Raw genomic sequence first — 24281 nt, 5'->3', positions numbered from 1 at the left:
TCATCGGTCACCAGCCTCGACCCTGGGCGCCGGGAGTACGCGGCCGACATGCCCGTGACCGCGGACGTCACTCGATGGGGATGGCCAGGAGGAGTGGCCTCGGACCATGATCAGGCTGTGAACGCATCCCATCACGCCGCCCCCGTCCCGCCCACCCACGGCATGCTGCACCACGTCGAGCTGTGGGTCCCGGACCTCGACCGCGCGGTCGCCTCGTTCGGCTGGCTCCTCGGGGCCCTGGGGCACACCCCCTACCAGCACTGGAGCAACGGACGCAGCTGGCGGCTCGGGCCGACCTACCTGGTCGTCGAGCAGTCCCCGGCCCTCACCGCCGCCGAGCACGACCGCTGCCGGCCGGGACTGAACCATCTCGCCTTCCACGTCGAGGACGACACCGAGGTCGAGAGGCTGGCCCGGGAAGCGACCCGGCACGGCTGGCGGCTGATGTTCCCCGACAGGCATCCGTACGCGGGCGGTGCGCAGCACCATGCCGCCTACCTGGAGAACGAGGACGGCTTCGAGGTCGAACTCGTCGCGATCGAGGCACCGGAACGCCCCTGAGGAGCCGTCGGCGTTGCGCACTGCTCCGCACGGCTGTCGTCCTCCCGCCCGGGTCCTTCTAAGTCCAACGTGTGTTGTTCCTAGAATGGCCGGATGGAGGACATCGACGCGATCGCGGTGCTGCAGGATCCGGTGCGCCGCCGCCTGTACGAGTACGTGGTGGCCCAGGGGCGGGAGGTCGGCCGCAACGAGGCCGCCGAGGCGGCCGGGGTGGCGCGCACGCTCGCCGCGCACCATCTGGACAAGCTCACCGAGGCCGGGCTGCTGGAGAGCGGGAGCCGGCGCCTGACGGGCCGCTCGGGGCCGGGGGCGGGCCGCCCCGCCAAGGTGTACACGCGGGCGCGGGCCGAGTGGTCCGTGTCGCTGCCCGCCCGTGACTACCGCACCGCCGCCGAGCTGCTGGCCGAGGCCGTCGAGCAGGCCGGGCTGGACGCCGGGCTCTGCGCGGCCGCGCGCCGCCGGGGCGAGGCCCTGCGCGGATCGGCGGAGCCGTGCGGCGGCCTGGAGGAGGCCATGGAGGTGCTGGCCGCCCGCGGCTACGAGCCCCACCTGGAAGGCGTGGGGAATGCCGAGGGTGAGGCGGCCGGGGCGGCGGCCGGGGCGGCGGCCGGGGAGGCCGGAACGGCCGCGCCTGTCGTCCGTATGCGCAACTGCCCCTTCCATGCCGTCGCCGAACGCTTCCCGCCGCTCGTCTGCGGCATGAACCTCGCCCTGCTGGAGGGGCTGCTCGGTGCGGACGGCCCCGTTCGGGCCCGGATGGACGCCAGGCCGGGGGAGTGCTGCGTGGTGGTCGAGGATTCTAAAAACAATGATGATTGACATAGAAAGAGCCGTCGTGCTGGGATGAGGCCATGACCACACCCCGGCCTGCCGCCGCCCACCTGGCCCAGCTCAACGTCGCCACGCTCCTCCACCCCTTCGACGACCCGCGCGTGGCGCCGTTCGTCGAGATGCTCGACCCGGTCAACACCGCCGCCGACGGCGCGCCCGGCTTCGTATGGCGGCTCGTGGAGGAGGGGGCGGCCGATGCCACCGGCCTGCGCCCGGCGGGCGAGAACGTCATCGTCAACCTGTCGGTGTGGGAGACCCAGGAGGCCCTCTGGGACTTCGCCTACCGCAGCGGGCACCTGGAGGTGATGCGGCGGCGCCGCGACTGGTTCGCACGGCACGTCGAGGCGCACATGGTGCTCTGGTGGATCCCCGCCGGACACCTCCCGACCGTCGGCGAGCCCCTGGAGCGGCTGGCGGACCTGCGGACGCACGGGCCGTCCCCCCGCGCGTTCACCTTCGCCTCCTCCCACACCCCCGCCGAGGCCGGCCAGGCCGCTCAGCCCGGCAGGGTCCGAACGGCCCAAGGCCGGGGGCTGTGACAGGACCGCCCTCCCCGCTCGCACCTATCGTGGGAACAGGCCCATGAGGGTACGGACGCGCGCGGACAGGTGGATCGTGAACGGATCCGGGATCGACTACGAGGCGGTCTTCCAAGCCCTGCCGGGCGCGGTCGCGCTGCTGACCCCCGATCTCGTGTACGTGGACGCCAACGACGCCTTCCTGGTCATGTCCGGCCGCACCCGCGAGCAGATGATCGGCCGCTACCTGTTCGACGTCTTCCCCGACAACCCCAGCGATCCGGACGCCACCGGCATGCGGAACCTGCGCGCCTCCCTGGAGCGGGTCGCGACCACCGGGGAGCGCGACACCATGGCCCTGCAGCGCTACGACGTGGAGCACGCCGGCCGGCCCGGGGTGTGGGAGGAGCGGTACTGGAGCCCCGTCAACGTCCCCGTCCTCGCCCCCGACGGCAGCGTGGCCCTGCTGCTCCACCGGGTGGAGGAGGTCACCGAGCTCATCCGGTCCCGCGTCGGTGCCGGTGACGGTTCCGGCCGCGCCCAGGAGCTGGCGTCCGATCTCTACGCCCGCGGCCGGGAGCTGCAGGAGGTCAACGCGCGCCTGCGGCAGGCCCACGCCCGTGAACGCGAGGTGGCCCTTCACCTCCAGGATGCGATGCTGCCCGCGCCCCGGCCCCTCGGCCACCACGGGGCCGCCGTCCGCTACCGGCCCGCCACCGCCGCCCTGAACGTGTGCGGCGACTGGTACGACCTCTTCGACATGCCCGGCCGCACCGCGGTCGCGGTGGGGGACGTCGTCGGCCACGGACTCCGGGCCGCCGGGGTCATGGGACAGCTCCGCAGCGCCCTGTCGGCCGCTTCCCGCGTCGTCGACGGTCCCGCCCAGGCCCTCGAAGTCCTCGGGCTGTACGCCCGCGCCATCGAAGGTGCCGAATCCACCACCGTGGTGTCGGTGTTCATCGACTGGAGCGACCGCGTCCTCACCTACAGCAGCGCCGGACACCCCCCGCCCGCGCTCTGCCACCCCGACGGCACGGTCAGCTTCCTCGACCAGGCGACCGACCCCCCGCTCGGCGCCCGGCCCGAACACCAACGCCGCCCCCAGGCCCGGATCGCCTTCGCCGAAGGCTCCGTCCTCGCCCTCTACACCGACGGCCTCGTCGAACGCCGCCACGAGGACATCGACATCGGCCTCCAACGGCTCGCCGACGCCCTCGCACGACACCGCGCCGCCGGCCCCGACGACCTCGTGGACGCCCTGCTGACCGATCTCATCCCGCCCGTCGGCGTCACCGACGACGCGGCGCTGGTCATCCTCCGCCTCTGACGCAGCCGGCCCCCGCCGCCCCCGCCCCCGCCCCCGCCCCCGCGCCTCGCCGAGGCGCGAGGCCCCCGCCGGTCAGTGCGGAAGCTCGACCGACACGTGCGGGGACAGCGCCCGGAGGAACTCCGCCGCGTCGAACATCGCGCCCGCCGAGGCCACGCCCGTCGTCCGCGCGCGCCCGGCCAGGATGCGCTCGACCGCCTCCACCGCCAGCGGCGCGGTGACCGCGTAGATGTCCCGGCCGCGCGCCGAGGCCCGGCGCTCGACACCACCCTTGCTCACCACCACCTCGACGACGAAGGTCTGGTCCGACCGCCCCAAGGCGTCGACCGCCTCCGGGGCCGGGGTGTCCTCCTCGGCGAGATCCCGCGCGGCCTCGACCGTCATGTAGGTGCGGACCTCGGGCACGGCCACATGGCTGGGAACGGTGACCACATCGGCCATCGTGAACTCAGCGATCACCGCCCGCCGGCCCACGGGCTCCGGGAAGATCCAGTCCTGCTCCCACGGCTTGTCGTCGTGATACTGCAGCGCGCCCTCCGCGAACCGCACCCGGCGGCCCGCGCGACGCTCGTGGGACACCCGGCCCGCCACCCGGGTACCCGGCGTGGGATGCCAGCCGTTGAGTCCGTACGCGACGTGCACCGTGTCCGCAGCGGTCCATTCGCCCATCGCCGCGGTCACCAACAGGTCCCCCAGCCCGCCGTAGAACGCCATCGCCGGCACCACGGGCGTGGCCGCCGCGCGCGCCGCCTCCGCGTGGTCGGCGAACATCGCGGCGTTCGCCTCGATCTCCGCCGCGACGTCGACGTACGGGATCCCCGCGCGCAGGGCCGCTTCGACGACAGGGCCCGCCGTCACCGCGAACGGTCCCGCGCAGTTGACGACGGCCGCCGCGCCGGCGAGGGCCCGGTCCAGCGAGCCCGCGTCGTCCACCGTGGCCGGCCGCACCTCCACATCCCCCCACGCGGCGGCCAGCTCCTCCAACCGCGCCGCGTCACGGCCGGAGACGACGGTGGCGAGACCGCGCCTCCGCAGTTCGGCGACGACGAACCGGCCCGTGTGCCCCGTCGCCCCGAAAACCACCACTGCTGCTGTCGCGCTCATCGTTCCCCGCTCTCGATGTCCTGGTGGATTCAGTCTCGTTGCGGGCACCGCCCGAGAGTGATGGTCCGGAACGACGACATGCGTACACTTTCGGACATGCCCACTGTCGCGCTGCCGGCCGCCGGTCACCTGCTGCACTTCGAACTGGCCGTGGCCTACGAGATCTTCGGCAATCCCCCGCGCGAGGCCACCGACGGCTGGTATGACGTACTGCTCTGCGGGCCCGGGCCGGTGCGGGTCGGCCCGTTCACGGTCGAGCCCGACCACGGGCTGGAGCGCGTGGCCGAGGCGGACACCGTGATCGTCCCCGCGTGCGCCGACATCGACGAACCGCCGCCTCCGGAGCTCGTCGAGGCCGTGCGCGCGGCCCACGCGGCGGGCGCACGGGTCGCCTCCCTGTGCACCGGAGCCTTCGTACTCGGCGCCGCGGGCCTGCTGGACGGGCGGCGGGCCACCACCCACTGGGCGCACGCGGAGGAGTTGAGCGCACGCCATCCGCTGGCCGTCGTCGACCCGGACGTGCTCTACACGGACAACGGCAGCGTCCTCACGGCCGCGGGCAAGGCCGCCGCCGTGGACCTCTGCCTCCACCTGATCCACCTCGACCACGGCGCCACCATCGCCAACTCCGTCGCCCGCCGCCTCGTCATGCCGCCCCATCGGCCGGGCGGTCAGGCCCAGTTCGTGGCCACGCCGGTACACGTCGCGGGCGACCACGCGCTCGCCCAGCTGCTCGCCTGGGTCCGTCAGCGGCTGGACCAGCCGCTGACGGTGACCGACATGGCGCGGAAGGCGAACACGAGCCCGCGCAACCTCGGACGGCAGTTCCGGTCGGCGATCGGCCAGACACCCCTCCAGTGGCTCCTGATCCAGCGCGTACGCCGCGCCCAGGAACTGCTGGAGGCCACCGACGAGACCATCGAGGCCGTGGCCCTCGCCACCGGCATGGGCACCGCCACGACCCTTCGGCGCCAGTTCAAACGGATCGTCGGCGTGCCACCGGACAGCTACCGCCGCTCGTTCCGCAACGCGGCCCCCGGCCCGGCCTAGAAGCCATCGGCGTCGGAGTCGGCGGTGGGCGGGCCGCCTCCGATGTGGTCCGCGATGTTGACGTCCGGTCCGTGTTCCTCGCGCATCCGCTCGGCCCACGCGACCGTCCGCGTACCGGCGTGCGTGGCCATCCCCGGCGAGACGCCCAGCCGGAAGGTTCCCGGCAGCGGCTTGCCGTCGGCTGTGTGGGGGAGGAGGTCCAGCGGTGACGTGCCGTCGGACGCGTAGACGACGTGGTCGGCCGAGACGGCCACCGGGAACCGGCCCATCTCCTGCGCCAGTCTGAGCATCTTGCGGTGCGTGTTGACCCGGGCGGAGGCGGCGACGGCGGCGCGGATGTCGGGTCGCCAGGTCGCGCGCTGCGGGGCCGACCAGGGCCCTCGGGGCCCGCGGCCCGCCTCGGGCGGGCCCTCGCCGAGCTTGGCCACGCCGCCCTCGGCGGTGGCCGCGATCGCGTCGAGTACGCCGACCAGCCCGGGATCGCCCTGCCGGTGGACGGCCAGGGCGTCCAGGAGCTCCCGGCCGGCGAGACCGGCGCCCACGCCGAGGTCGGCCATCGTGGCCAGGTAGCCGTCGCGCATCCGCTTGTACCAGGGATCCAGGTAGGCGCCGCCCGTGGTACGGACGTACGCCTCGACGGGCTGAACGGGAAAGCCCAGTTCCACGGCGTAGGCGAGGGTCGGGGTCGTGTACCAGGCCGCGCCGGCCGGCGGCCGGCCGTCGGGCGTGAACGGGGAGGGCAGGCGCTCGTCGAGGGTGGCGGGGGACAGGTCCGCCAGCCAACTGCCGGGCAGCGACGGGTCGAAGACGGGCCGCTCGACGTGTACGGGCGCGTCCAGGCCCACCCGGAGCCGGCTCGCCGCCGCGGCGAGCGGCATGGTCACCCTGATGCCGACCACGTACGCCTTGAGGCGTTCGGCACCGGTCAGCGGACGCGACCAGCGGTGTGCCTCCTCCCGCAGGGCCTGGTCCGGAGTGCGCCGGTGCGCAGGCGGATACAGGCCGGCGAGCATCGGGTGCCCGTCCGGCGCCTCACAGGGCGCGCAGTCCACCGCCCCCGTGAGGGCTCCGGGATTCGGCGCGGACACCCAGCTCCCGGTCCACTCGTTCCTGACGGCGCGCGTCGGCGGCCTCAGCGCGGTCATGAGCGACAGCCCCGTGGCGGCGGCGGAGCCGTGCGGGGTGGTGATGCGCTCCGCGTACGCGCCGAGCAGGCGGGCGACCTCGGCCGGCGGCAACTGCGCGGTCGGGCCCCAGTGGTGGGGGTCCAGCGCACCCCAGGGCAGGAGGCACAGCTGCACGCACCGGCGCCGCCCGTCGCGGACGGGGCGGTACAGCCTGGCCCACGGGCCGAAGCCGTGCTCGGTCGGCTGCCAGTCCGCCTGCCGCAGCTGCTTGAGGACCTCGTGGTCGTCCGGCAGGCGCGGGACGCCGGAGGGCGACAGGCCCTCCGGGCGCGAGGGGAGGCCGAACCGAACGGCCGCGCCGGCGGTGAGCACGAGCAGCGGATCGGCCTCCTTGCCGTTGCGGTGCAGCCTCGGCGCGCCGAGCCGCGCCCGGGTGAGCGCCCACTCCAGGAGCGAGTCGAGCGTCCGGGCGGGACAGTCCAGCACCGCGCCGGCCGCGCAGTGGGCCCGCACCCGGCCGTCCTCGGCGTCGGCGTCGATGACGGCCAGTGGCCCGTTCTCGAAGCCCCTCCCGGGCGGGGCGTCGCCGGGGTGCCGGGCACGTGCGAAGGCTGCCGTCGACGTGGCGGGTACGGCTGGTGTGATGGCCGCGCTCCGCATGCCGGCCGCGCTCCGCATGCCGGCTGCGGCGGCCGGCCCGGTGGGCGCGGTGGCACGGCCGGTGGCGGCGGCACGGTTGCGCAGGTGGATCCGGGCGGCGACGGAGTTCTGGGCGAACTGCTGCGGTTCGGGGCTGCCGCGCTCGCGCATGCGCCGCAGGATCCGGCGCCAGGCGTCCTCCAGGCTCAGCTCCGCGCCCGCGTCGGCGACGCCGTGTTCCAGCAAGGTGATCAGCAGGCCGGTGAATTCCGGGAACCGGGCACCCCGGGGAACGAAGGAGCGCCGGGTCGGCGGAGCCGAGGTCAGCACGCAGTCCCCGTAGTCGTCCCCATCACCGTCCCCGTCCCCGTCCCCTTCCCCGGCGGCGCCGTGCGCGTCCCTGCCCGCGTCCCCGTTGGGGTCCTGGCCCGCGTGTGCGCCCATCGGGAGCCCCGGGGCGGACCGGTTCCCGCCGGAGTGCGCGGGCTCGTCCAGCGCGTGGGCGAGGTCGGTGCGCGTGGGGACGCCGGCGGCGGACATGGCACCGGCCAGGCCGCTGTAGCAGCAGTCCAGCACCGTCACCCGGTGGCGCGCCCGGTACCCGGCCTGCCGCACCACATCGCGTAACGCCCGGTACGGCACCGTCCCGATCTGCGGATGATCCGCGTCCGCCTCGGCCAGCGCCAGGTACAGCTTCTCGTCGCGGTCGCGCAGCCCGTGGCCGGCGAAGTACACGAAGAGCGTGTCCGTGGCCTCCAGGGCCGCGTCACGCACCGCGCCCAGGACGCGGGCCATGGAGGCGTCCGCGCCCAGCACCGTGACGTGGGCGGCGGGCAGGCCCCAGACCGACGGATCGCGCAGCAACTCGGCGAGCCGGTGTGCCCCGGCGGCCGCCGCGGGCAGTGGCGCCAGGTCCCGGTGGCTGTAGCCGTCGACCCCGACCAGTACCGCCCGGCTCGCGAACGGGTCAGGAACCGGCACCGCTGGCATCCTCCGGTGCCGCCTCCTGGGGCCGGCCGGGGCGGGATCCCGTACCGCCCTCGGGGCTCCCGGCCGGCTCCGCCCCGGCCAGGGCGCGTACGACGCGGGCCACGTCCTGCTCGGTGCCGTCCTCGATGACCACGCGGACGCCGTCGTGCTCGACCACCAGCCGCGCGCCGGAGCGCAGCCGGGGCGGGAGGGAGGCGCGGAAGGTGCGGTGCGCGTACACGAGCGCGGCGGTCGAGAAGCCGGAGGAGACGGCGAGACTGATCCACTCGACCAGATCGCCCGACATCGCACCCTCGGGGGCCTCCGCGCGGACGCGGCGGACCACCGCGTGCCGGGAGACCTCCCGGTCCTGGGTCAGCCAGTCGGCGAACGCCCCGGTCAGCCCTGCGGTCTCCGCCGCGTCCCGGCCGCCCCCGGCGGACCCGCCGGCCTCGCCGCCCCCGTCACCACTGTCGATCCGCACGCGCATCCCAGCCGCCCCCTCTTCCCCCATGCCGAGCAAGCACCACACGAACACCGGCGCAGGCCGGCCCTTCTCACATTATCGAGGCACCGGCCGGCTCACCCGTGCGACCCCATCCGCCCCCGCACCGAACCCACTTGACCCGCCGGTGGTTCAACTCCCGTCCGCGTGGGGTGCGGTGATCCGGCGTACGGCCTCCACGACCGCCGCCCGGTGGCGGGCGACCTGGGCGGGTGCCCAGTCGGAACCGGTCTCGCCGGCCCCCGTACCGCCGGCCCCCGTACCGCCGACCGCCGGACCGACCAGCGCGCCGAACCACGCCTGCGACAGGGCCACCACCAGCGTCAGTACGTCGGCGGCGTCGATCCCGGCGTCGATCCGGCCCGCCTCCTGCGCCTGCCGCACGGCTGCGATCTTGCCCTGGTAGGACGCCGCCTCGGTGTCCGTGCTCCCCGGACGTTCCAGCTGCTTCCACAGCACCAGACGCATCAGCGACGGCCGCTCGACGAGGTGGTCGAAGACGGCGCCCGCGTAACCGGGCAGGTCGTCGACGTCGAAGGGCACGGACTCCGAGCCCGTCTCCAGCGCCCGCTGGAGCACGGCGTCGAAGAGCTGCTCCTTGTTGCCGTAGTAGACGTAGATGAGCCGTTTGTTCGCCTGTGCGGTCTCGGCGATGCGGTCGACGCGCGCGCCGGCGATGCCGTGCGTCGCGAACTCGGAGAAGGCCGCGTCGAGCAGGCGTGCCTTGGTCGCGCTGGAATCCCGTGCCATGCCCCGCAGCGTAGCAAGTAACTATCCGGTTATTGACATCTGGCGCGCGTGTGGTGCACGCTCTATCTATCCAGTTAGTTACTTCCCGAGGAGAGCATGATGGAGAACGCGATGGAGATCCGCGCACTGGGCGGCCAGGGACTCGAGGTCGGCGCCGAAGGGCTCGGCCTGATGGGCATGAGCGCCCACTACGGGGCCACGGACGAGACCGAGTCGCTGGCCACGATCGACAGGGCCTTGGAGCTCGGCGTCACCCTGCTCGACACCGCCGAAGGCTACGGCCCCTTCCTCAACGAGCAGCTCCTCGGCAAGGCCCTCACCGGCCGCCGCGAAGCCGCCGTGATCGCCACGAAGACCGGCGTCGAGTTCACCGACGAGGGCGCCTTCCTCGGCCACAACGCGACCCCCGAATACATTCGCCGCTCGGCCGACCGCTCCCTGCGCCACCTGGGAACCGACCACATCGACCTCTACTACCTGCACCGCATCGACCCGAACGTGCCCGTCGAGGAGAGCGTGGGCGCCCTGGCCGAGCTCGTCGCCGCCGGCAAGGTCCGCCACATCGGCCTGTGCGAGGCCGCGCCCTCCACCATCGCCCGCGCGCACGCCGTCCACCCGCTGGCCGCCGTGCAGACCGAGTACAGCCTCTTCGAGCGCGGCATCGAGCACGACGGAGTCCTCGACACCCTGAGCGAGCTGGGCATCGGACTCGTCGCGTACTCCCCGCTCGGCCGGGGATTCCTCTCCGGCGCGATCACCAGCCCGGACGACTTCGCCGCCGACGACTTCCGCCGCACAGACCCCCGCTTCCAGGGCGAGAACTTCGCCCGCAACCTGGCCGTCGTCGACCAGGTGCGCCGTCTCGCCGCCGAGAAGGGCGTCACGCCTTCGCAGCTCGCGCTGGCCTGGACCCTGCGCCAGGGCGCGGTGCCCATCCCGGGCACCAAGCGCCGCAGCTACCTGGAGGAGAACATCGCCGCCACCGCCGTGACGATCACCGACGCGGACCTGGCCGCCATCGACGCCGTGGCCCCCCACGGCGTGGCCTCGGGCGACCGCTACGCCCCGGAGCTGATGCGGTCGCTGAACGGCTGACGGGCGGGATGTGAGGATGGGGCCATGCGCGACGTGTACGACCCCGCCCCTCTGACCGCTGCCCCTCTCACTGCCGCCCCCCTCACCGCCGACTCCCTCGCCGCCTGGCGCGAGGAGGTCTCGGCGGCCCTGTACGCCGTGACCTGCGGCTTCGAGGAGAAGTACGGCTATGGCCCGGGGGAGAACGCGATCCACCCACCTGAGGCGGGCGACCGGGCCGCCGCGGGGCGCCTCGCCGCGGAATCGGCCGCCTTCGCCGAGCTCGCCCTGTACTACGGCGAGATCGGCGCCGTGACCATGGGCGGCGTCGGCAACGCCTACTTCCTGCACTCCGGGGCCCGGGCGCTCGACGAACGCATCCCCCTGCCCGAGGCGGGCGGCACCGCACCCGCCGTGCTGATCGGCTCCGACGGCGGCGGAATCCTGTACGCGGTCGGCGCGGACGGCGGCGTGTGGCGCTCGCGAAGAGCCTCGGAAGAAGCCGAGTTCGACCGGATCACGAACGACCTCGCCGAGTTCCTCGACCTCCTGCGCCGCTCGGTGCACCGCTTCCACAAGACCGGACAGCCCGGCTTCGTATAGCCCCCACCCCACGAGCCGGGCCGCGTACGCCGGTTACGGGGCCGGCGCGCCGGCCGTCCCGGGAGGTGAGGGAGGATGGGGTGTGCTTCCCTACGTTTACCGCGTCACCAAGTACGACCCCGCCGACCGTGACGACTCCGGTTCCTACGTCGGCGCCGAGGACACCGTCAGCGATCACGGCGCGGTCGAGGCGGCCTATCTCCAGGCGGTCGAGGCGTTCGCCGTCGAGTCCGGGATCGACCGCCTCTCTGTGCGCGAGCCGGGGATCTCGTCCTTCGTGCACTTCGGTGCCGAGCCGCCCATGGACGGTTTCGGGCTGGACGGGCTCTTTCCGCGGGACCCGGCCGACACGGCCGATTCGGCCGTCCCGACGGGCTTTCACGACGGGGCGGAGGTTCCGCTCGACACCGCGCTCGCGCTGGTGCGGGTCATGCTGCGCGACGGTGGCGCCTGGTGCCGGCTGGAGGTGGAGGGTGCGTTCGCCGTGCACGTGGGATGGGACCAGTACCTCTACGTCGGCAGCAGCTCCCCGTGCGAGGAGGCGCAGGCCCGGGCCCGCGCGCTCGGGCTGTTCCCGGAACGCATGGACGCCTCCCCGTACGCCATGGAGACCGACGAGGACGAGATCCAGCGGCCGGGCGACGACGCGTTCTGGGCCCGGCTGGGTTGGGCCGTCGCCTCGTGCCAGGCGGGGCTCCTGGAGGAGACGCCCATCGAAGGCGTTTCCCGTTGGCACCGCCTCGACGACGAGGCCCTCGACACGGTGCGCGCCGGGCTCGCTCCCCGCGCCCGGCTGGCCGTATGGCCGGGCCTGTCCACGGACATCGACGCCGTCCTCGGCTCGTTCCCCGCCGACGGCCTCGTCGAAGGCGTCTGGCAGGACGAGGACGGCCGTATCCACAGCGCCGTCGTCGACGAGGACGACTACGCGGAGCTGACCGCGCGGATCGCCCGTGCCGGTGCGGCGGCGCTCCTGCCCATGTACGCCGACGAGCGCGTGCCCGTCATGACCGCCGTCATGCCGGACGGCGACGGAGTGGTACGGGCCCGCTGGGGGACCGACCCCACCCCGAGCGACCGGAACTGGGCCTTCCTCACGACGCGGGCGCTTCGGCGGGGCCAAGTCGTCACCGGCACCGTGAACCACATTGCCGACTTCGGCGTCACGTTCGTCGACATAGGCGGCTTCATCGCGATGATCAACATCCCCGAGCTGTCATGGCTCCCCGTCGACTACCCCTCCGACGTCGTCTCCGTCGGTCAGGAGATCACCGCGGAGATCCTCGACGTCGACCCGGTCCGAGAACGCGTATCCCTCTCCCTCAAGGCCCTGCAGGAAGATCCGCGAAGGCCGTGACCGGCGACTAGCGCGTGTCTCTCCGTCCGATTAGTGATCACTGATGCGATGTGCGACCGGATCGAGCCGCTGATGCCGGGCCATTGCGTGGAAGTACCGCACCAACTCGCCCTGGCGGGACCTGCCCGACGAACCAGGCCCGTTCCAAACCGCCCACAAGCGGCTGATCAGATGGGCCGTCGACGGAACCTGGCAGAACATCCTGACCGCCGTGCTGACGGCCGCGGACGCCGATGACGACATCGGCTGGACCGTCTCGGTCGACTCCACCGTTGTCCGAGCCCACCAGCATTTCGCAGGAGCACGCGAAAAGGGGCCGAAGGCCGCAGCGAGCCCGCCGACCAGGCCCTCGGACGCACACGCGGCGGCCTGAGCACCAAGGTCCACCTGGCCGCCGACAGCCGGGCACGCCCCTGGCCATGACCGTCACCGCAGGCCAGGCCGGCGACGCACCCGCCTTCGAAACGGTCGTGGCCCGCATCCGCGTGCCACGAAGCGGGCCCGGCAGGCCCCGGACCCGGCCGCTGGCCGTGCTCGCAGACCGGGCCTACTCCTCCCGCGCCATCCGCTCCCACCTGCGGCGACGCGGGATTCGTGCGGTCACCCCGCAGCCGTCCGACCAGGTCGGCCACCGCCTGCGGCGAGGCCGCCGAGGCGGCCGCCCGCCCGGCTTAGACCCCGAGGTCTACAAGCAGCCGAACACCGTCGAACGCTGCATCAACCGCCTCAAGCAGTGGCGCGGCCTGGCCACACGATGCGACAGACTCGCCATCGCCTACCAGGCCGTACTCCACCTCGCCGCCATCCTCATCTGGGCACGACGATGACCAAAGACACCGAACCTAGCGGTGCCTTGCTCAGGCGAGCTGCACCGGCGCGGTGTTCGGACCTCGGGCCGTGCCCGCTTTTCCCTGTACCGCTGCCACGCCGGTCGGCCCGTCGCCCACGGTCACCGTGTTCGTTACGCGGGCTGTCGAGGTGTCGATGACCGACAGGGTGTCCGAGTCGAAGTTGCTGACGTAGACGAGGGAGCCGTCCGGGCTGACGGCGAGGCCGTTGGGGCCGTCTCCCACGGCGACGGTTTCCGTGACGGCACGGCCGCGGGTGCTGATCACGGACACGTTGTCGGACCCGATGTTGGCGACGTATACCTGTTGCCCGTCCGGTAGCACTCCGATTCCCGCGGGCTGGTCCCCGACCGGGATGCGGTCCGTTTCCGTGCCGTCGTGGACATCGACCACCGACACGTCGTCCGAGGTCAGGTTGGAGACGTACATGCGGCGGCCGTCGGGGGTGAGTACCAGAGCGGTCGGTCCGCTGCCGACAGGGATGGTGTCGGTGACCGTTCCGGTGGCGGTGCGGACCACTGACACGGTGCCGGACGCGGCGTTAGCGACGTACAGGGTGCATCCGTCGGGCGCCACCGCCACGCCCAGCGGGGCATCGCCCACCGCGACGGTGTCCGTCACGGCACGTGTGCGGGTGCTGATCACCGACACGTTGTCCGACCCGACATTGGCAACGTAGACGTTCCGGTTGTCGGGAGAGACCGTCACTCTGCTCGGTTCGTCCCCGACAGCGACGGTGGCGATGACCGTCCTGGTACGGGCGTCGATCACCGATACGGTGTCCGACGCGGAATTGGTGACATAGACGCGGGAGCCGTCCGGGCTGACGGCCACGCTGTCCGGTCCGTCCCCTACGGGAACGCTGTCCACGACCATGCCGGTGCCGGTGTCGACGACCGACATCGTGTCGGAGTGGAGATTGGCGATGTAAACGAGAGCACCGGGCCGCGGGGACAGCCCGACTGCCGTCGTCCCGACGGATGCGCCGGCCAGGTCACCCGGTCCCATCAGCGCCGCTGTCACACAGAGCACCACGGTTGCTCGCCGCGCAAGGTCCTGACTCCTCGTCATGGGGCCACGTTAAGTCTCCGGAGCGGAAAGCCACGTGAGGCTCACGCTCAGGCTGACCGAACGGCGCATCGTGGCCGCCACCTACGCCGTCTACACCAGCTGCACCTGGGCAACCCCACCCAGGGCACAACCTCGGACGCTCCCGCGGCGGGTTGCCACTCCGGCGCCGGGGAATCCGGGCGGTCATCCTGCAGCCGTCCGACCAGATCGCCGTCGGCTACCAGGCGCGCACTCCGCCTCGCGGGCATCCTCGTCTGGACCTGACACTGACCAAAGAGACAGAACCTAGGCCCTGCGGTCAGTCGCTTCGTTCGTGGCCCGGTCGAGTTCCGTGTCGAGGGCGAGTGCCGCTGCGACGAGAGCGAGGTGGGTGAAGGCCTGGGGGAAGTTGCCCAGTTGCTCGCCCGTCGGTCCGATCTCCTCGGCGAACAGCCCGACGTGGTTCGCGTACGTGAGCATCTTGTCGAAGGCGTACCGGGCTTGCCCGACCCGGCCGGCTCGTGCGAGGGCGTACACGTAGAGGAAGGAGCACAGCGAGAACGTGCCCTCGGAGCCCCGCAGGCCGTCGGGAGAGGCGGCGGGGTCGTAGCGGTAGACGAGACTGTCCGAGACGAGTTCGCCGTCCATCGCCTCCAGGGTGGACAGCCAGCGCGGATCCTTCGGCGTGATGAAGTCGACCAGCGGCATCAGCAGCAGCGAGGCGTCCAGCACGTTGCTGCCGTAGTGCTGGACGAACGCCCCGCGCTCCTCGCTCCACCCGCGCGTCATGATCTGCTCCAGGATGGCGTCGCGCGCGGCGGTCCACCGGGGTACGTCGGCCGGGCGGGCCATGGCGGTGGCCTGGCGGATGCCGTGGTCGAGGGCGACCCAGCACATGAGGCGGCTGTACGTGAAGTCCTTCTGTCCGCCCCGGGTTTCCCAGATGCCCTCGTCGGGGCGGTCCCAGTTCTCGCACAGCCAGTCCAGTACGTCGGCGGAGCGCTGCCAGCCGTCGTAGCCCATGAAGTTGCCCACCTGGCCGGTCTGGGCGAGGGCGAAGACGGCTTCCCCGTAGATGTCCAACTGCAGTTGTCCGGCCGCGCCGTTGCCCGCGCGCACCGGGGCGGAGCCCCGCCAGCCCGTCAGGTGGCCGAGTACCTCCTCGGTCAGGAACGGGTCCCCGTCCACGCGGTACATGATCTGCAGCGGCTCGCCGTTGGGGGCTCCGCCGTCGTGCAGCCGCTGCTGGAGCCAGTTGCGGAAGGCGTTGGCCTCGTCGGTGAATCCCAGGTCGCGCATGGCGCGGACCGAGAGGGAGGCGTCGCGGATCCAGGTGTAGCGGTAGTCCCAGTTGCGCTCGCCGCCCTCCTGCTCGGGCAGGCCCATGGTGGCGGCGGCGATCGGTGCGCCCGTGGGCGCGTACGTCATGAGCTTGAGGGTGATGGCAGAGCGGTTGACGATCCCCTGCCAGCGGCCGCGGTAGGTGCAGTGTCCGATCCAGCCGTGCCAGAAGTGACGTACGGCGCTGAAGGCCTCGGCCAGGTCGTCGGCGTTCAGGAGCGGTGGGGGAGTGCTCCGGGCATCGCACACGGTCAGGACGACGGCCGCGCGCTCACCCGCCGCCAGGGTCGCCGTGGCGCGTACGTCGTCCCCGTCGGCCTCCAGCGGAAGGGGGCCGAGGGCCTGCAGGTGTGCGGTGATGCCCGGGCCCTCGAAGCGCGCGAGGGCGCCGTCCAGGGCGAGTTTGTGGGGCGCGCGGCCGTAGTCGAAGCGCGGCCGGCACTCCAGGGCGAAGCGCACGGAGCCCCGTACCGCCCGCAGTATCCGTACCACCTGGTGGCGGTCGGTGACGGTGTGCGGATCGTGGACGGGCATGAAGTCGACCACCTCGCCGACGCCCTCGCGGGTGAGGAACCGGGTGATCAGCACGGCCGTGTCGGCCAGGTAGAGCTGGCGGGTGACGACGCCGTCCACGTCCGCGGGTCTGCCGCCCGCGACACCGGAAGACGCCTCCGCGGTGATGGCGAAGTATCCGCCGCGCTCGTGGTCGAGGAGTCCCGCGAAGACGCTCGGCGCATCGAAGCGGGGCGAACAGAACCAGTCCAGTACGCCTTCGGAGGAGACGAGCGCACACGTCTGCAGGTCTCCGATGAGCCCGTGCTCGGCGATCGGCGGATAGGGACGCATCTGCCCTCCACGTCGTGCGGCGGCTGCCCGGCGGGCAGCGGCGGGTGCGGCCGACGACGATCGGCCGATGCGTCGGGCCCTTCCGGGGCCGCGGACGCTCGTCCGGGGACGTCTCATTCTCGTGTCCTGCCCTGGTGATCGCCATGCGGGCAGCGGCGGGCGGTCCGTGGGCCCTGTCCGGGCGGGCTTCGCTCAGATGTCGACGCCGGGGTAGGACTCGGTGTAGTCGTCGCCGTCGGCTCCGTAGTACGTGCAGGTCCGCGCGTTCAGATCGACGTCGTACCAGACGACACCGGCCTTCCAGCAGCCCTCGACGAACTCCGGGAACGAGGTCTCGCCGGCCTGGTCGCTGCGGAGCGCCGCGACGAGGGCCTCGCGGTCGAAGGATGCGACGTCGACCATGCCGGTGCACAGCGGCTCGCCCTGGACGGCGACGGGCCCCGCCTCGGTGAGGTAGAGCATGGCGTGGGAGGGCACGGCCATCCGGCAGTGGCGGACGCCGGCCTGGCGGAGCGCCTCGGCGAGGTACGGGAAGCCGCCGACCTTCGGCCGGATGGCGGACGCCCGTTCCAGAGCGGCCCGAAGGTTGGCGGTGGCGTTGCTCATGGTTCTCTCCGTGTCGGGTGTGGGGGGTGGAACCTGCCAAGGTAGGATGACAACAGATTTCCAGACTGTCATCATGTTGTCAATTATGGGGAGCGTGACGTGCCGGAAGAACTGGCCCTCCTGGTCGCAGACGTGTTCGAGGCCGCCGGTCTGCTGCGCAGGATGGGAGAGTCGATCGCGTCGGCCGAGGGGCAGACCCAGGCCCGCTGGCAGCTGCTCAGCGTGGTCTCCGAGGAGCCGCTGACCGTGGCACGGGCCGCCCGCCGGCTCGGGATCGCCCGCCAGGGAGTGCAGCGGGTCGCCAACGACCTCGTACGCGAGGAACTGGCCCGCTTCGAGCCCAACCCGGACCACCGAGGGTCGCCCCTCCTGACCCTCACCCCCACCGGCCAGGACACGCTCCGGAAGATCACCACCCGAGCGAGCGCGATCCATCAGGCCCTGACCGCGGACATCGCCACGCCCGACATCGCCGCCGCCCGCGGCCTGCTCCACCGCCTGATCGACGAGGTCCACCGCTACGAAGACGGCGACCACCGGCTCGGCGAAGACGGGAGTTCCGCATGAGCCTTCTGGTGCACACGGTCCGGCCCGTCGGCTCAGGCGGCCGACCAGGGAACGCGGCAGGTGTGCGGGGCCGTCCCCTCCGGGCACAAGGTCTCGATCACCGTCTTGCGGGTCGCCCGCCATGACCGCAGGGAACACGCCAAGTGGACGCGCAGTTCGATCAGTTGCCGTGCGCCGCTGCCCTGCGCGGGATGTTCCACGGCCCACTGCCGCGCCAGGTAGTCGTACCCGTCGTCGATCGTGACGGTCGCGCTGACGATCCGGGCGCTCCGCGCGCCCGCGGCGTCCTCGACGAGTGCCCTGACCCAGGCCAGCCCCTGTTCGTCCGCGTACAGGCCGAGCGTCAGTTTGCGCGTTCTCATCGCATCGGTCCCTTGTGGTCGTCGTCCTCGCTCGTGGCGAGGGCGGTGGCGAAGGCGGTCGTGAACCAGGAGTGAACGGGAGCGAGCGTAGGCGATGCGGGCCATCCGTTGACCGTCGCCAGGAGCCGCCAGTAGCGCTCGGCGTGCGGGTCGGCGGTTGTCCGCAGGCGGGCGAGGAGCCAGCGGCGCAGATCGCCGGCGCCTGCGCGCTCGAACGCGTGGGCGTAGAGGCTGCCCAGCCGATCCGTAGGGGATGCGCTTGTGGCGGCGGAGGACGGCAGGAGGCCGGCGGATACCGCTTCGTCGACGCGTTCGCGCATCGACTGGTCGAGTGCGCCGTGCAGAGCGCCGACGTCCTGCTGCGAGGGTTCTTCCGCCTGATCCTCGGCCGCGCGGCGTATCGCGGCACGGAAGTCCGCGTTCTGGCAGAGCCCGGCGAGTTCCACCCACGCCTCGACCTGTTCGGGTGTGGGATCGTCGGGGAGCTCGGGCAGGGCGGACCGCATCAGGGCCACGAACTCGGGATTGCCGTGCAGGCCTTCGAAGGTGTCGTCGATGAAGCCGGATACCAGTCGGCGTCGTTCGGCCTGGGACAGCGTGGCGAGTCGGTGCATGAGGTCCATCTCCATGGGGGTGGGGCCGCGCCGGGCGACAGCGCGGAGAACGGCCCGGCGCAGACGAAGAGTTCGGATCTGCACGTCCAGGGCGTTGGCGTGGGATTCCGCGACTTCCGGCACGGATGCCTCCCGGTCCAGCACCTTGCGTACGGTCGCCAGATCGAGCCCGAGATCGCGCAGCGTGCGGGCCAGGTCCAGGCGGGCGAGTGCGTCGAGGCCGTACAGCCGATAGCCGGCCGGGCTCCGGCCGGTGGGCGGGACGATGCCCTTGTCGGAATAGAACCGGATGGTCTTCACCGTCAGGCCGGTCCGACGGGAGAGCTCTCCGATGGAATAGAGCGTGTCGCTGTCCATGACCCCAGCTTGCTGTCTCCCCCCCACGGGAGACTCAACCGGGGCCGGAGCGCACCGCTTTGGCGAGTGAGGCCGGTTCGGCGGGGCGTCAGGGGAGTGGGCGGTGGGGGTTCGTGCCGATGCGGGCGGCCAGGAGGGCGATGTCGTCGTCCGCGGATGCCGGGACCAGGTGGGCGATCAGGGTGTCGCAGAGGTGGTCCAGGGGCTGGTCCGGCTCGGTGAGCAGGCTGGTGAGTTCGCCCAGGCGTTCGTCGATGTCGCGGCTGCGGGCCTCGATCAGGCCGTCGGTGTAGAGGACGAGCAGGCTGCCCGGGGGCAGGGTGATCTCGGTGGTGGTGAAGGTGATGCCGCCGACGCCCAACGGGACACCGGGCGGGGTCTTGACGAGGTACACGGTGCCGTCGGGTTCGGCCACGGCCGGTGGCGGGTGTCCGGCGCGGGTGACCGTGCAGTGGCCGGTGGCGGGGTCGCAGACCACGTAGAGGAAGGTGGCGAGCATCGGTTCGGCGAGGTCGGCGAGGGTGGCCTCCAACTGGTGCAGCAGCGCCGTCGGGGACATGTCCAGGCGAGCGAGGGCACGTACGGTCGCCGAGAGGCGCCCCATGACCGCGGCGGCCGCGATGCCGTGGCCCATGACGTCCCCGATGAGCAGGGCGGCCCGGCCTCCGGTGAGGGGGAGGACGTCGTACCAGTCGCCGCCGACCTCGTTGACGTCGCTGGCCGCCAGGTAGCGGTGGGCGATCTCGATGCCCGGGGGAGGCGTGACGTGCTGGGGGAGCATGCTGCGCTGGAGGACGACGGCGGTCTCGTGCTCGTGGTGGTACAGCCGCGCGTTGTCGATGCTGATGGCGGCCCGGGCGGCGAGTTCGGCGGCGAGCGTGACGTCGTCGGACCCGAAGGAAGTCCCGCCCGGCTGGGCGCGGTAGAAGGTCGCGACGCCGAGGACCACGTCCCGCGCGACGAGCGGGATCATCATGAACGAGTGCACGCCCGTCTCGAGCAGTTGGGCCGGCTTGAGGGTGTGGCGGGCGGCCGAGGCGACGGTCCGTTCGTCGAGGTGGGCGATCAGGAAGGGCTGCCGGGCCGCGAGGGCCTGGGTGTACGGGGCGGCCGCGGGGAAGCTGAGGGTGCGGCCGAGCGGCGCCAGGATCTGGGTGACGGCGGAGCCGGTCAGCGGGGCCTTGCCCAGGCGTCGCAGGGCGACGCCCGCCGCCAGCCCCGGGCCCGGCTCGTTGCCGCTCGCGAGGGAGTCGAGGACGTCGACGGTGACGGCGTTGGCGAGGTGCGGGACGGCGAGGTCGGCCAGCTCCTGCGCGGTGCGCTCCAGGTCGAGGCTGGCACCGATACGGGCACTGGCCTCGCTCAGCAGCGCGAGCCTGCGGCGGCCCGCCTCGACCTCGGTCTGATCGCGCTGCTGCCTGGTGATGTCGAGGAGGGAGGCGATGACACCGATCGGCCGGCCGGCCGGGTCCTCCACGCGCACGTACGAGCACGACCACACGCGGTCGTGCTCCGGGTCGGCCGGGGTCCGGCCGGTGCGGCGCCGGTCGAGGACCGGTTCACCCGTGTCCAGGACCTGGCGCATCGCCTGCTCCATCTCGTCGGCGTTCACCTCGGGCAGGATCTCGGCCAGGCGCCGGCCCACGTGGGCGGATTCCGCGAGACCGTTCATCTCCTCCAGCGCCGGGTTGACCTGCAGGAACCGCAGCTGCGTGTCGAGTATGGCGATGCCGACGGGGGAGCGGGCGAACAAGCCGTCCCACACCGCCGAGGACCCCCGGATGCGGCGGGTGGCGTGCGCGTCCGCGGCGAAGACCAGAACGGCCGAGGCCCCGTGGCGCCGGTCGGGGACGGGGCAGGCCCAGATCTCCAGCTCCAGCGGGTGCCCGCTGCGGTGCCAGGCGGTGACCGTACCCATCACCCCGCGCCCGGTGGCGGCCGTTTCCCACAGGGAACGGCCCAGGCTGCGGTCGGCGCCCGGATGGAGCAGATCGGCGATGTGCCGGCCGAGCACCTGGGGCGGGGTGTAGCCGAGGAGTTCCTGCGCGCCGTGGTTCCAGCGGACGACGACGCCGTCGCTGCTGGTGGCCACCAGCGCCACCGGCAGCGCGCCCAGCCATCCGCCGGCGTCCTGGGCGGCGCCGCTGACCAGGTCCTCGAACGGCATCTCCTCATGCATCGTGTACTCGTTCCTCGTGCGAGGCCCCGGCCCCGCAGGGGTGCCTCGGACAGCGGCAGGCGCCACCGTTGCCCACGGACGCGAAGGGCGCCACGGTCAGCTCCTGCGGCCACTCGCCCGGTGCGTGCCGCGGCTGCGCTTCGTCCACACTCCTCATCGTCGCCCTGGCGGCTCGGCGCCGCCCCCCGGCCGCCCCGTCCTACGGCCGTCCGGAGGTCGCGCCGGCCGCCGCGGGCGCGGGCCCGTCGGCGCAGCGGAGGCGGTCGGCGGTCACGGGGGCGCCGTCGGCGATGTTGCGGTCGTAGGTGACGGTCTTGACCAGGACCGGCCGCGAGCCGACGGCGACGTCGAAGAACGCGCCGTGATCCGGGCCGGGCTCCAGACGGGAGCCGGGCAGCGCGGCCGCCAGGGTGGCCGCCTTCTCCTCCTGGCCGGCGGCGAACCGGATGACCGGAGGGCCGGCGGGCCGGTCGGGCGGTGCCGACGGCGAGGTGTCGACGACGACGAACCCGTTGCGGCGCAGGGCCGCGGCCACGGCGGCGTCGTCCACGCGGACCGCGATCCCGGCGGGATCGGTCGGCGCCGGGGTCTCCGCGACGGGCTGGATGCGGGTGTCGCCCGTGAGGGGCCGGTCCGCGCCCAGGGCCGCCCACAACGCGGCGGAGCGGGCCTCGTCCCACACCAAACTGGAACCCACTCCGGGTACGCGGTGGTCGAAGAGCCGGATGGGGACGGTCGCGAACTCGGTCCGGTCCGCTCGCAGGCGGCCGAGCGCCCAGCCGATGCGGATCAGATCGCCCGGCCCGGTCCGCGCGTCGGTGCGTACGGTCTTCAGCAGGGTGCGCACGGTCCGCGCCGTGCGCAGCGGGCTGGCCAGGGCGCCCTCGAAGGTGAGGCGGGCCAGCAGGTCGTTGACCACGCGCTGCTGACGACGGACGCGGCCGAGGTCGCCCGGCCGGAGGTTGACGTGCCGGGCACGGACGTAGCGCAGGGTTTCATTTCCGTTGGTGTGGTGGCGGCCGGCGCCGATGTCGAGGCCGGAGTTCTCGTCCGTGAGCGGCCGGTCGGTGCAGACGGTCGCGCCGCCGAGGTTGTCGATGGTCCGTTCGAAGCCCTTGAAATCGGTCTCCAGGTAGTGGTCGACGTGGAGACCGGTGGCCTTCTCGACGGTGGCCACCGTGAGGGCGCCGCCGCCGAGCTTGTACGCGCCGTTGATCTTGCCGCTGCGGGCGGTGGTGGTGTCGCCGGCGTATTCGACGTAGGAGTCGCGCGGGATGGAGACCACGCTCGCCCGCTGCCGGTTCCCGGAGAGGTGCACGAGCATCATGACGTCCGTGCAGTTGCACGCCTCGCCGCCCACGTGGAGCCGGTTCTTCTCGGCTGCGGAGAGACCGGCGCGGCTGTCGATGCCGACGATCAGGATGTTCGTGCCCCGGCTGCCGCCGCCCGCCGCACCGCTCTCGGCCGACACCGCCGCCGAGACGGCCTGAGGGCCCAGGAGGGAGCCGCAGGAAAGGGCGGTCAGCAGCGCGAGGGCAACAGTGAGACGACGCATGCACATCCCCGATGTAGGACAAATCGGCTTAAATCGGGACTGTACGTGGCCTCTGCGCGAGGAGCGGGGCTGTACGCGCCGGTTTCACCCCGGAAACGGGCCGTCGGCCGTAGCCGACGGCCCGGGACGGACGAAGCTGCTGGGCCCTGTCCGGGCAGTGAAGCCCCTAGTAGTAGTGGCGCCGCCCGCCGACCTCGTGTCCGACAGCCCCGAGGATCCACAGCACGGCGCCGATGACGAGCAGGATGATGCCCAGCGTCCACAGGATCGATATGCCGAGCAGCCACCCGACGATCAGCAGAATGATTCCGAGCACGATCATGAGGGTCTCCCATCTCCGTGGCCGCCTCTGGCCCGACGCCGGTCGCGCAATGCCGCGCGACCGCCGCGGTCCTGGCCTGGCGGGGACCTCTCGGGCTGCGGCGTTGGTGCGCTGCGGCGGTCGTACCGGAACGCGGCGCACACGGCGTCTCACCGTTTTCCACCAGCGCAAACATGCTGTGGTTCCGGGTGTTCGCCGGGGCGGAAATCCGGTTGTGACGGCCGTGCGCGCCGCCTACGTTGCCGATCATGCTGCCTAGGGTGGAAACGGACGAGGAGTGGGACGCGGTCGTCCCCGATGAAACGATCATGCGGCCGGGCGTGGAGGACCTCTGCGGCCGCCTGGGGCTGGCCGGATCGCCCCTCGTCCGCTTCCGGGACGGCTCCCAACCGGTCTACGCGGTCGGTGACGAGCACGTCCTGAAGCTCTTCCCGGCCGCCGCGGCTCGGGACGGCGTCGCCGAAGGACGGGTGCTCGCCCACGTGCAGGGACGGCTGCCGGTGGCGACGCCGAGCCTCCGGGAGTCCGGCACCTACGAAAACGGCTGGCGCTACGTCCTGATGTCCAGGCTCGGCGGCGAGAGCCTGGCGCACGCCTGGCCGCGAATACCGCAGGCCGACCGGGAACGGCTGGTGGCCGAGGTCGGCGAGGCTCTGGCGGTGCTGCACGCACTGGACCCCGAACCGCTCGCGGACGTCCTCGGCCCCGGAGACTGGGGCGCCTTCCTCGACCGTCAGCGGGACGGGGCCGTGGAACAGCAGCGCGGTCACGGGCTGGCCGACGCATGGCTGGAACAGATCCCCGACTTCCTCGCCGCCGTCCCGCTGCCGCGTGAACCCCAGCGCGCCCTGCTGCACACCGAGGTGATGCGGCAGCACCTTCTGGTGGACCCCGACGGCTGGCGGCTGACCGGAATCTTCGACTTCGAGCCGGCCATGATCGGTCACCGGGCGTACGACTTCGTCGGCGTCGGACTGTTCGTCACCCGCGCCGACCGCCGGCTGCTGAGCAGGCTCCTGGCCTCGTACGGCACCGGCACGGGCAGTGGCACGGGCAGTGGTACGGGCATCGGCGCCGGGTTCGAGCCGGCCGAACTGCTCGCCCACACCCTGCTGCACGTGTACAGCAACCTGGCCTGGTACCTGCGGGAGCTGGGTGCGCCGTCGGACGGGAAGCTGACCTCCCTCGCCGACTTCTGGTTCGGCCGGGACTGACACCG

22 protein-coding genes and 1 pseudogene are annotated in these 24281 nt (G+C 72.6%); 11 read left to right on the top strand and 12 right to left on the bottom strand.

Annotation, left to right across the window (positions count from 1 at the left end; genetic code table 11):
- Positions 1-162: 162 nt before the first annotated feature.
- The 4 genes from ACFYZ4_RS10585 (at position 163) to ACFYZ4_RS10570 (ending at position 3237) form a co-directional block, all read left to right on the top strand.
- Complete coding sequence (locus ACFYZ4_RS10585) at positions 163-561, top strand: VOC family protein (protein WP_351289303.1); 399 nt, start codon at positions 163-165, stop codon at positions 559-561.
- 93 nt (positions 562-654) lie between these two features.
- Positions 655-1380 carry a helix-turn-helix transcriptional regulator gene (locus ACFYZ4_RS10580; RefSeq protein WP_390783613.1) on the top strand — a complete coding sequence of 242 codons (726 nt, stop codon included), beginning with the start codon at positions 655-657 and terminating at the stop codon, positions 1378-1380.
- Between the two features lie 32 nt (positions 1381-1412).
- Positions 1413-1931 (top strand): DUF3291 domain-containing protein, encoded by a 519-nt coding sequence (locus ACFYZ4_RS10575; RefSeq protein WP_390783612.1) that lies wholly within the window; start codon positions 1413-1415, stop codon positions 1929-1931.
- Positions 1932-1974: 43 nt separating this feature from the next.
- Positions 1975-3237, top strand: a complete 1263-nt coding sequence (locus ACFYZ4_RS10570; protein ID WP_390783611.1) for a PP2C family protein-serine/threonine phosphatase — start codon at positions 1975-1977, stop codon at positions 3235-3237.
- 72 nt (positions 3238-3309) lie between these two features.
- Here the strand turns inward: ACFYZ4_RS10570 and ACFYZ4_RS10565 are convergent, their stop codons facing one another.
- Positions 3310-4341 carry a saccharopine dehydrogenase NADP-binding domain-containing protein gene (locus ACFYZ4_RS10565; protein WP_390783610.1) on the bottom strand — a complete coding sequence of 344 codons (1032 nt, stop codon included), beginning with the start codon at positions 4339-4341 and terminating at the stop codon, positions 3310-3312.
- Positions 4342-4437: 96 nt separating this feature from the next.
- On the opposite strand from ACFYZ4_RS10565, the gene ACFYZ4_RS10560 reads away from it, so the two are divergent.
- Positions 4438-5391 carry a helix-turn-helix domain-containing protein gene (locus ACFYZ4_RS10560; protein ID WP_390783609.1) on the top strand — a complete coding sequence of 318 codons (954 nt, stop codon included), beginning with the start codon at positions 4438-4440 and terminating at the stop codon, positions 5389-5391.
- On the opposite strand, the gene tap is transcribed toward ACFYZ4_RS10560, so the two are convergent.
- The 3 genes from tap to ACFYZ4_RS10545 all read right to left on the bottom strand — a co-directional run bounded on the left by tap (position 5388) and on the right by ACFYZ4_RS10545 (position 9381).
- Positions 5388-8138 carry a telomere-associated protein Tap gene (gene tap, locus ACFYZ4_RS10555; RefSeq protein ID WP_390783608.1) on the bottom strand — a complete coding sequence of 917 codons (2751 nt, stop codon included), beginning with the start codon at positions 8136-8138 and terminating at the stop codon, positions 5388-5390. The genes ACFYZ4_RS10560 and tap overlap by 4 nt on opposite strands.
- A complete protein-coding gene (locus ACFYZ4_RS10550; RefSeq protein WP_390783607.1) occupies positions 8125-8616 on the bottom strand; it encodes a hypothetical protein in 492 nt (163 codons plus the stop codon). The genes tap and ACFYZ4_RS10550 overlap by 14 nt, the downstream gene beginning before the upstream one ends.
- 147 nt (positions 8617-8763) lie before the next feature.
- Positions 8764-9381 carry a TetR family transcriptional regulator gene (locus ACFYZ4_RS10545; protein WP_390783606.1) on the bottom strand — a complete coding sequence of 206 codons (618 nt, stop codon included), beginning with the start codon at positions 9379-9381 and terminating at the stop codon, positions 8764-8766.
- A gap of 111 nt (positions 9382-9492) precedes the next feature.
- On the opposite strand from ACFYZ4_RS10545, the gene ACFYZ4_RS10540 reads away from it, so the two are divergent.
- From ACFYZ4_RS10540 to ACFYZ4_RS10525, 4 genes and pseudogenes are all read left to right on the top strand, one after another.
- Entirely contained in the window at positions 9493-10476 is a 984-nt protein-coding gene (locus tag ACFYZ4_RS10540) for an aldo/keto reductase (RefSeq protein WP_390783817.1), read from the top strand.
- Between the two features lie 24 nt (positions 10477-10500).
- A complete protein-coding gene (locus tag ACFYZ4_RS10535; RefSeq protein WP_390783605.1) occupies positions 10501-11058 on the top strand; it encodes an SMI1/KNR4 family protein in 558 nt (185 codons plus the stop codon).
- 82 nt (positions 11059-11140) lie between these two features.
- Positions 11141-12415, top strand: a complete 1275-nt coding sequence (locus ACFYZ4_RS10530) for a S1 RNA-binding domain-containing protein (protein ID WP_390783604.1) — start codon at positions 11141-11143, stop codon at positions 12413-12415.
- Positions 12416-12463: 48 nt separating this feature from the next.
- Positions 12464-13242: pseudogene (locus tag ACFYZ4_RS10525) on the top strand (IS5 family transposase).
- 30 nt (positions 13243-13272) lie between these two features.
- Here the strand turns inward: ACFYZ4_RS10525 and ACFYZ4_RS10520 are convergent.
- From ACFYZ4_RS10520 to ACFYZ4_RS10510, 3 genes are all read right to left on the bottom strand, one after another.
- Positions 13273-14286: a beta-propeller fold lactonase family protein gene (locus tag ACFYZ4_RS10520; RefSeq protein ID WP_390783603.1), complete on the bottom strand. Its 1014-nt coding sequence runs from the start codon at positions 14284-14286 to the stop codon at positions 13273-13275.
- Between the two features lie 333 nt (positions 14287-14619).
- A complete protein-coding gene (locus ACFYZ4_RS10515; RefSeq protein WP_351289265.1) occupies positions 14620-16500 on the bottom strand; it encodes a glycoside hydrolase family 15 protein in 1881 nt (626 codons plus the stop codon).
- Positions 16501-16692: 192 nt separating this feature from the next.
- A complete protein-coding gene (locus tag ACFYZ4_RS10510; protein WP_390783602.1) occupies positions 16693-17106 on the bottom strand; it encodes a DUF1398 domain-containing protein in 414 nt (137 codons plus the stop codon).
- Between the two features lie 99 nt (positions 17107-17205).
- Between ACFYZ4_RS10510 and ACFYZ4_RS10505 the strand changes: the two genes are divergently transcribed.
- Positions 17206-17673 carry a MarR family winged helix-turn-helix transcriptional regulator gene (locus ACFYZ4_RS10505; protein ID WP_390783601.1) on the top strand — a complete coding sequence of 156 codons (468 nt, stop codon included), beginning with the start codon at positions 17206-17208 and terminating at the stop codon, positions 17671-17673.
- Positions 17674-17705: 32 nt separating this feature from the next.
- On the opposite strand, the gene ACFYZ4_RS10500 is transcribed toward ACFYZ4_RS10505, so the two are convergent.
- From ACFYZ4_RS10500 to ACFYZ4_RS10480, 5 genes are all read right to left on the bottom strand, one after another.
- Entirely contained in the window at positions 17706-18035 is a 330-nt protein-coding gene (locus ACFYZ4_RS10500) for a hypothetical protein (protein ID WP_390783600.1), read from the bottom strand.
- A complete protein-coding gene (locus ACFYZ4_RS10495; protein WP_390783599.1) occupies positions 18032-19006 on the bottom strand; it encodes a MerR family transcriptional regulator in 975 nt (324 codons plus the stop codon). The genes ACFYZ4_RS10500 and ACFYZ4_RS10495 overlap by 4 nt, the downstream gene beginning before the upstream one ends.
- An 88-nt stretch (positions 19007-19094) precedes the next feature.
- A complete protein-coding gene (locus ACFYZ4_RS10490; RefSeq protein WP_390783598.1) occupies positions 19095-21185 on the bottom strand; it encodes a SpoIIE family protein phosphatase in 2091 nt (696 codons plus the stop codon).
- A 199-nt stretch (positions 21186-21384) separates the two neighbouring features.
- Positions 21385-22740 (bottom strand): LCP family protein, encoded by a 1356-nt coding sequence (locus tag ACFYZ4_RS10485; protein ID WP_390783597.1) that lies wholly within the window; start codon positions 22738-22740, stop codon positions 21385-21387.
- A 166-nt stretch (positions 22741-22906) separates the two neighbouring features.
- Complete coding sequence (locus ACFYZ4_RS10480) at positions 22907-23062, bottom strand: DUF6131 family protein (protein ID WP_327412036.1); 156 nt, start codon at positions 23060-23062, stop codon at positions 22907-22909.
- Positions 23063-23310: 248 nt separating this feature from the next.
- Between ACFYZ4_RS10480 and ACFYZ4_RS10475 the strand changes: the two genes are divergently transcribed.
- Complete coding sequence (locus ACFYZ4_RS10475) at positions 23311-24276, top strand: phosphotransferase family protein (protein ID WP_390783596.1); 966 nt, start codon at positions 23311-23313, stop codon at positions 24274-24276.
- Positions 24277-24281 lie beyond the last annotated feature (5 nt).

This window comes from Streptomyces sp. NPDC001513 (assembly GCF_042894695.1).
Classification (GTDB): domain Bacteria; phylum Actinomycetota; class Actinomycetes; order Streptomycetales; family Streptomycetaceae; genus Streptomyces.
This window is presented reverse-complemented; position numbering and strand designations above follow the sequence as displayed.

Excerpts from the sequence above, each read along its gene's own strand:
- ACFYZ4_RS10585 (WP_351289303.1), top strand. The coding sequence starts at position 163 with ATGCTGCACCACGTCGAGCTGTGGGTCCCGGACCTCGACCGCGCGGTC.
- ACFYZ4_RS10580 (WP_390783613.1), top strand. The coding sequence starts at position 655 with ATGGAGGACATCGACGCGATCGCGGTGCTGCAGGATCCGGTGCGCCGC.
- ACFYZ4_RS10575 (WP_390783612.1), top strand. The coding sequence starts at position 1,413 with ATGACCACACCCCGGCCTGCCGCCGCCCACCTGGCCCAGCTCAACGTC.
- ACFYZ4_RS10570 (WP_390783611.1), top strand. The coding sequence starts at position 1,975 with ATGAGGGTACGGACGCGCGCGGACAGGTGGATCGTGAACGGATCCGGG.
- ACFYZ4_RS10565 (WP_390783610.1), bottom strand. The coding sequence starts at position 4,341 with ATGAGCGCGACAGCAGCAGTGGTGGTTTTCGGGGCGACGGGGCACACG.
- ACFYZ4_RS10560 (WP_390783609.1), top strand. The coding sequence starts at position 4,438 with ATGCCCACTGTCGCGCTGCCGGCCGCCGGTCACCTGCTGCACTTCGAA.
- ACFYZ4_RS10550 (WP_390783607.1), bottom strand. The coding sequence starts at position 8,616 with ATGCGCGTGCGGATCGACAGTGGTGACGGGGGCGGCGAGGCCGGCGGG.
- ACFYZ4_RS10545 (WP_390783606.1), bottom strand. The coding sequence starts at position 9,381 with ATGGCACGGGATTCCAGCGCGACCAAGGCACGCCTGCTCGACGCGGCC.
- ACFYZ4_RS10540 (WP_390783817.1), top strand. The coding sequence starts at position 9,493 with ATGGAGATCCGCGCACTGGGCGGCCAGGGACTCGAGGTCGGCGCCGAA.
- ACFYZ4_RS10535 (WP_390783605.1), top strand. The coding sequence starts at position 10,501 with ATGCGCGACGTGTACGACCCCGCCCCTCTGACCGCTGCCCCTCTCACT.
- ACFYZ4_RS10515 (WP_351289265.1), bottom strand. The coding sequence starts at position 16,500 with ATGCGTCCCTATCCGCCGATCGCCGAGCACGGGCTCATCGGAGACCTG.
- ACFYZ4_RS10510 (WP_390783602.1), bottom strand. The coding sequence starts at position 17,106 with ATGAGCAACGCCACCGCCAACCTTCGGGCCGCTCTGGAACGGGCGTCC.
- ACFYZ4_RS10500 (WP_390783600.1), bottom strand. The coding sequence starts at position 18,035 with ATGAGAACGCGCAAACTGACGCTCGGCCTGTACGCGGACGAACAGGGG.
- ACFYZ4_RS10495 (WP_390783599.1), bottom strand. The coding sequence starts at position 19,006 with ATGGACAGCGACACGCTCTATTCCATCGGAGAGCTCTCCCGTCGGACC.
- ACFYZ4_RS10490 (WP_390783598.1), bottom strand. The coding sequence starts at position 21,185 with ATGCATGAGGAGATGCCGTTCGAGGACCTGGTCAGCGGCGCCGCCCAG.
- ACFYZ4_RS10485 (WP_390783597.1), bottom strand. The coding sequence starts at position 22,740 with ATGCGTCGTCTCACTGTTGCCCTCGCGCTGCTGACCGCCCTTTCCTGC.
- ACFYZ4_RS10480 (WP_327412036.1), bottom strand. The coding sequence starts at position 23,062 with ATGATCGTGCTCGGAATCATTCTGCTGATCGTCGGGTGGCTGCTCGGC.
- ACFYZ4_RS10475 (WP_390783596.1), top strand. The coding sequence starts at position 23,311 with ATGCTGCCTAGGGTGGAAACGGACGAGGAGTGGGACGCGGTCGTCCCC.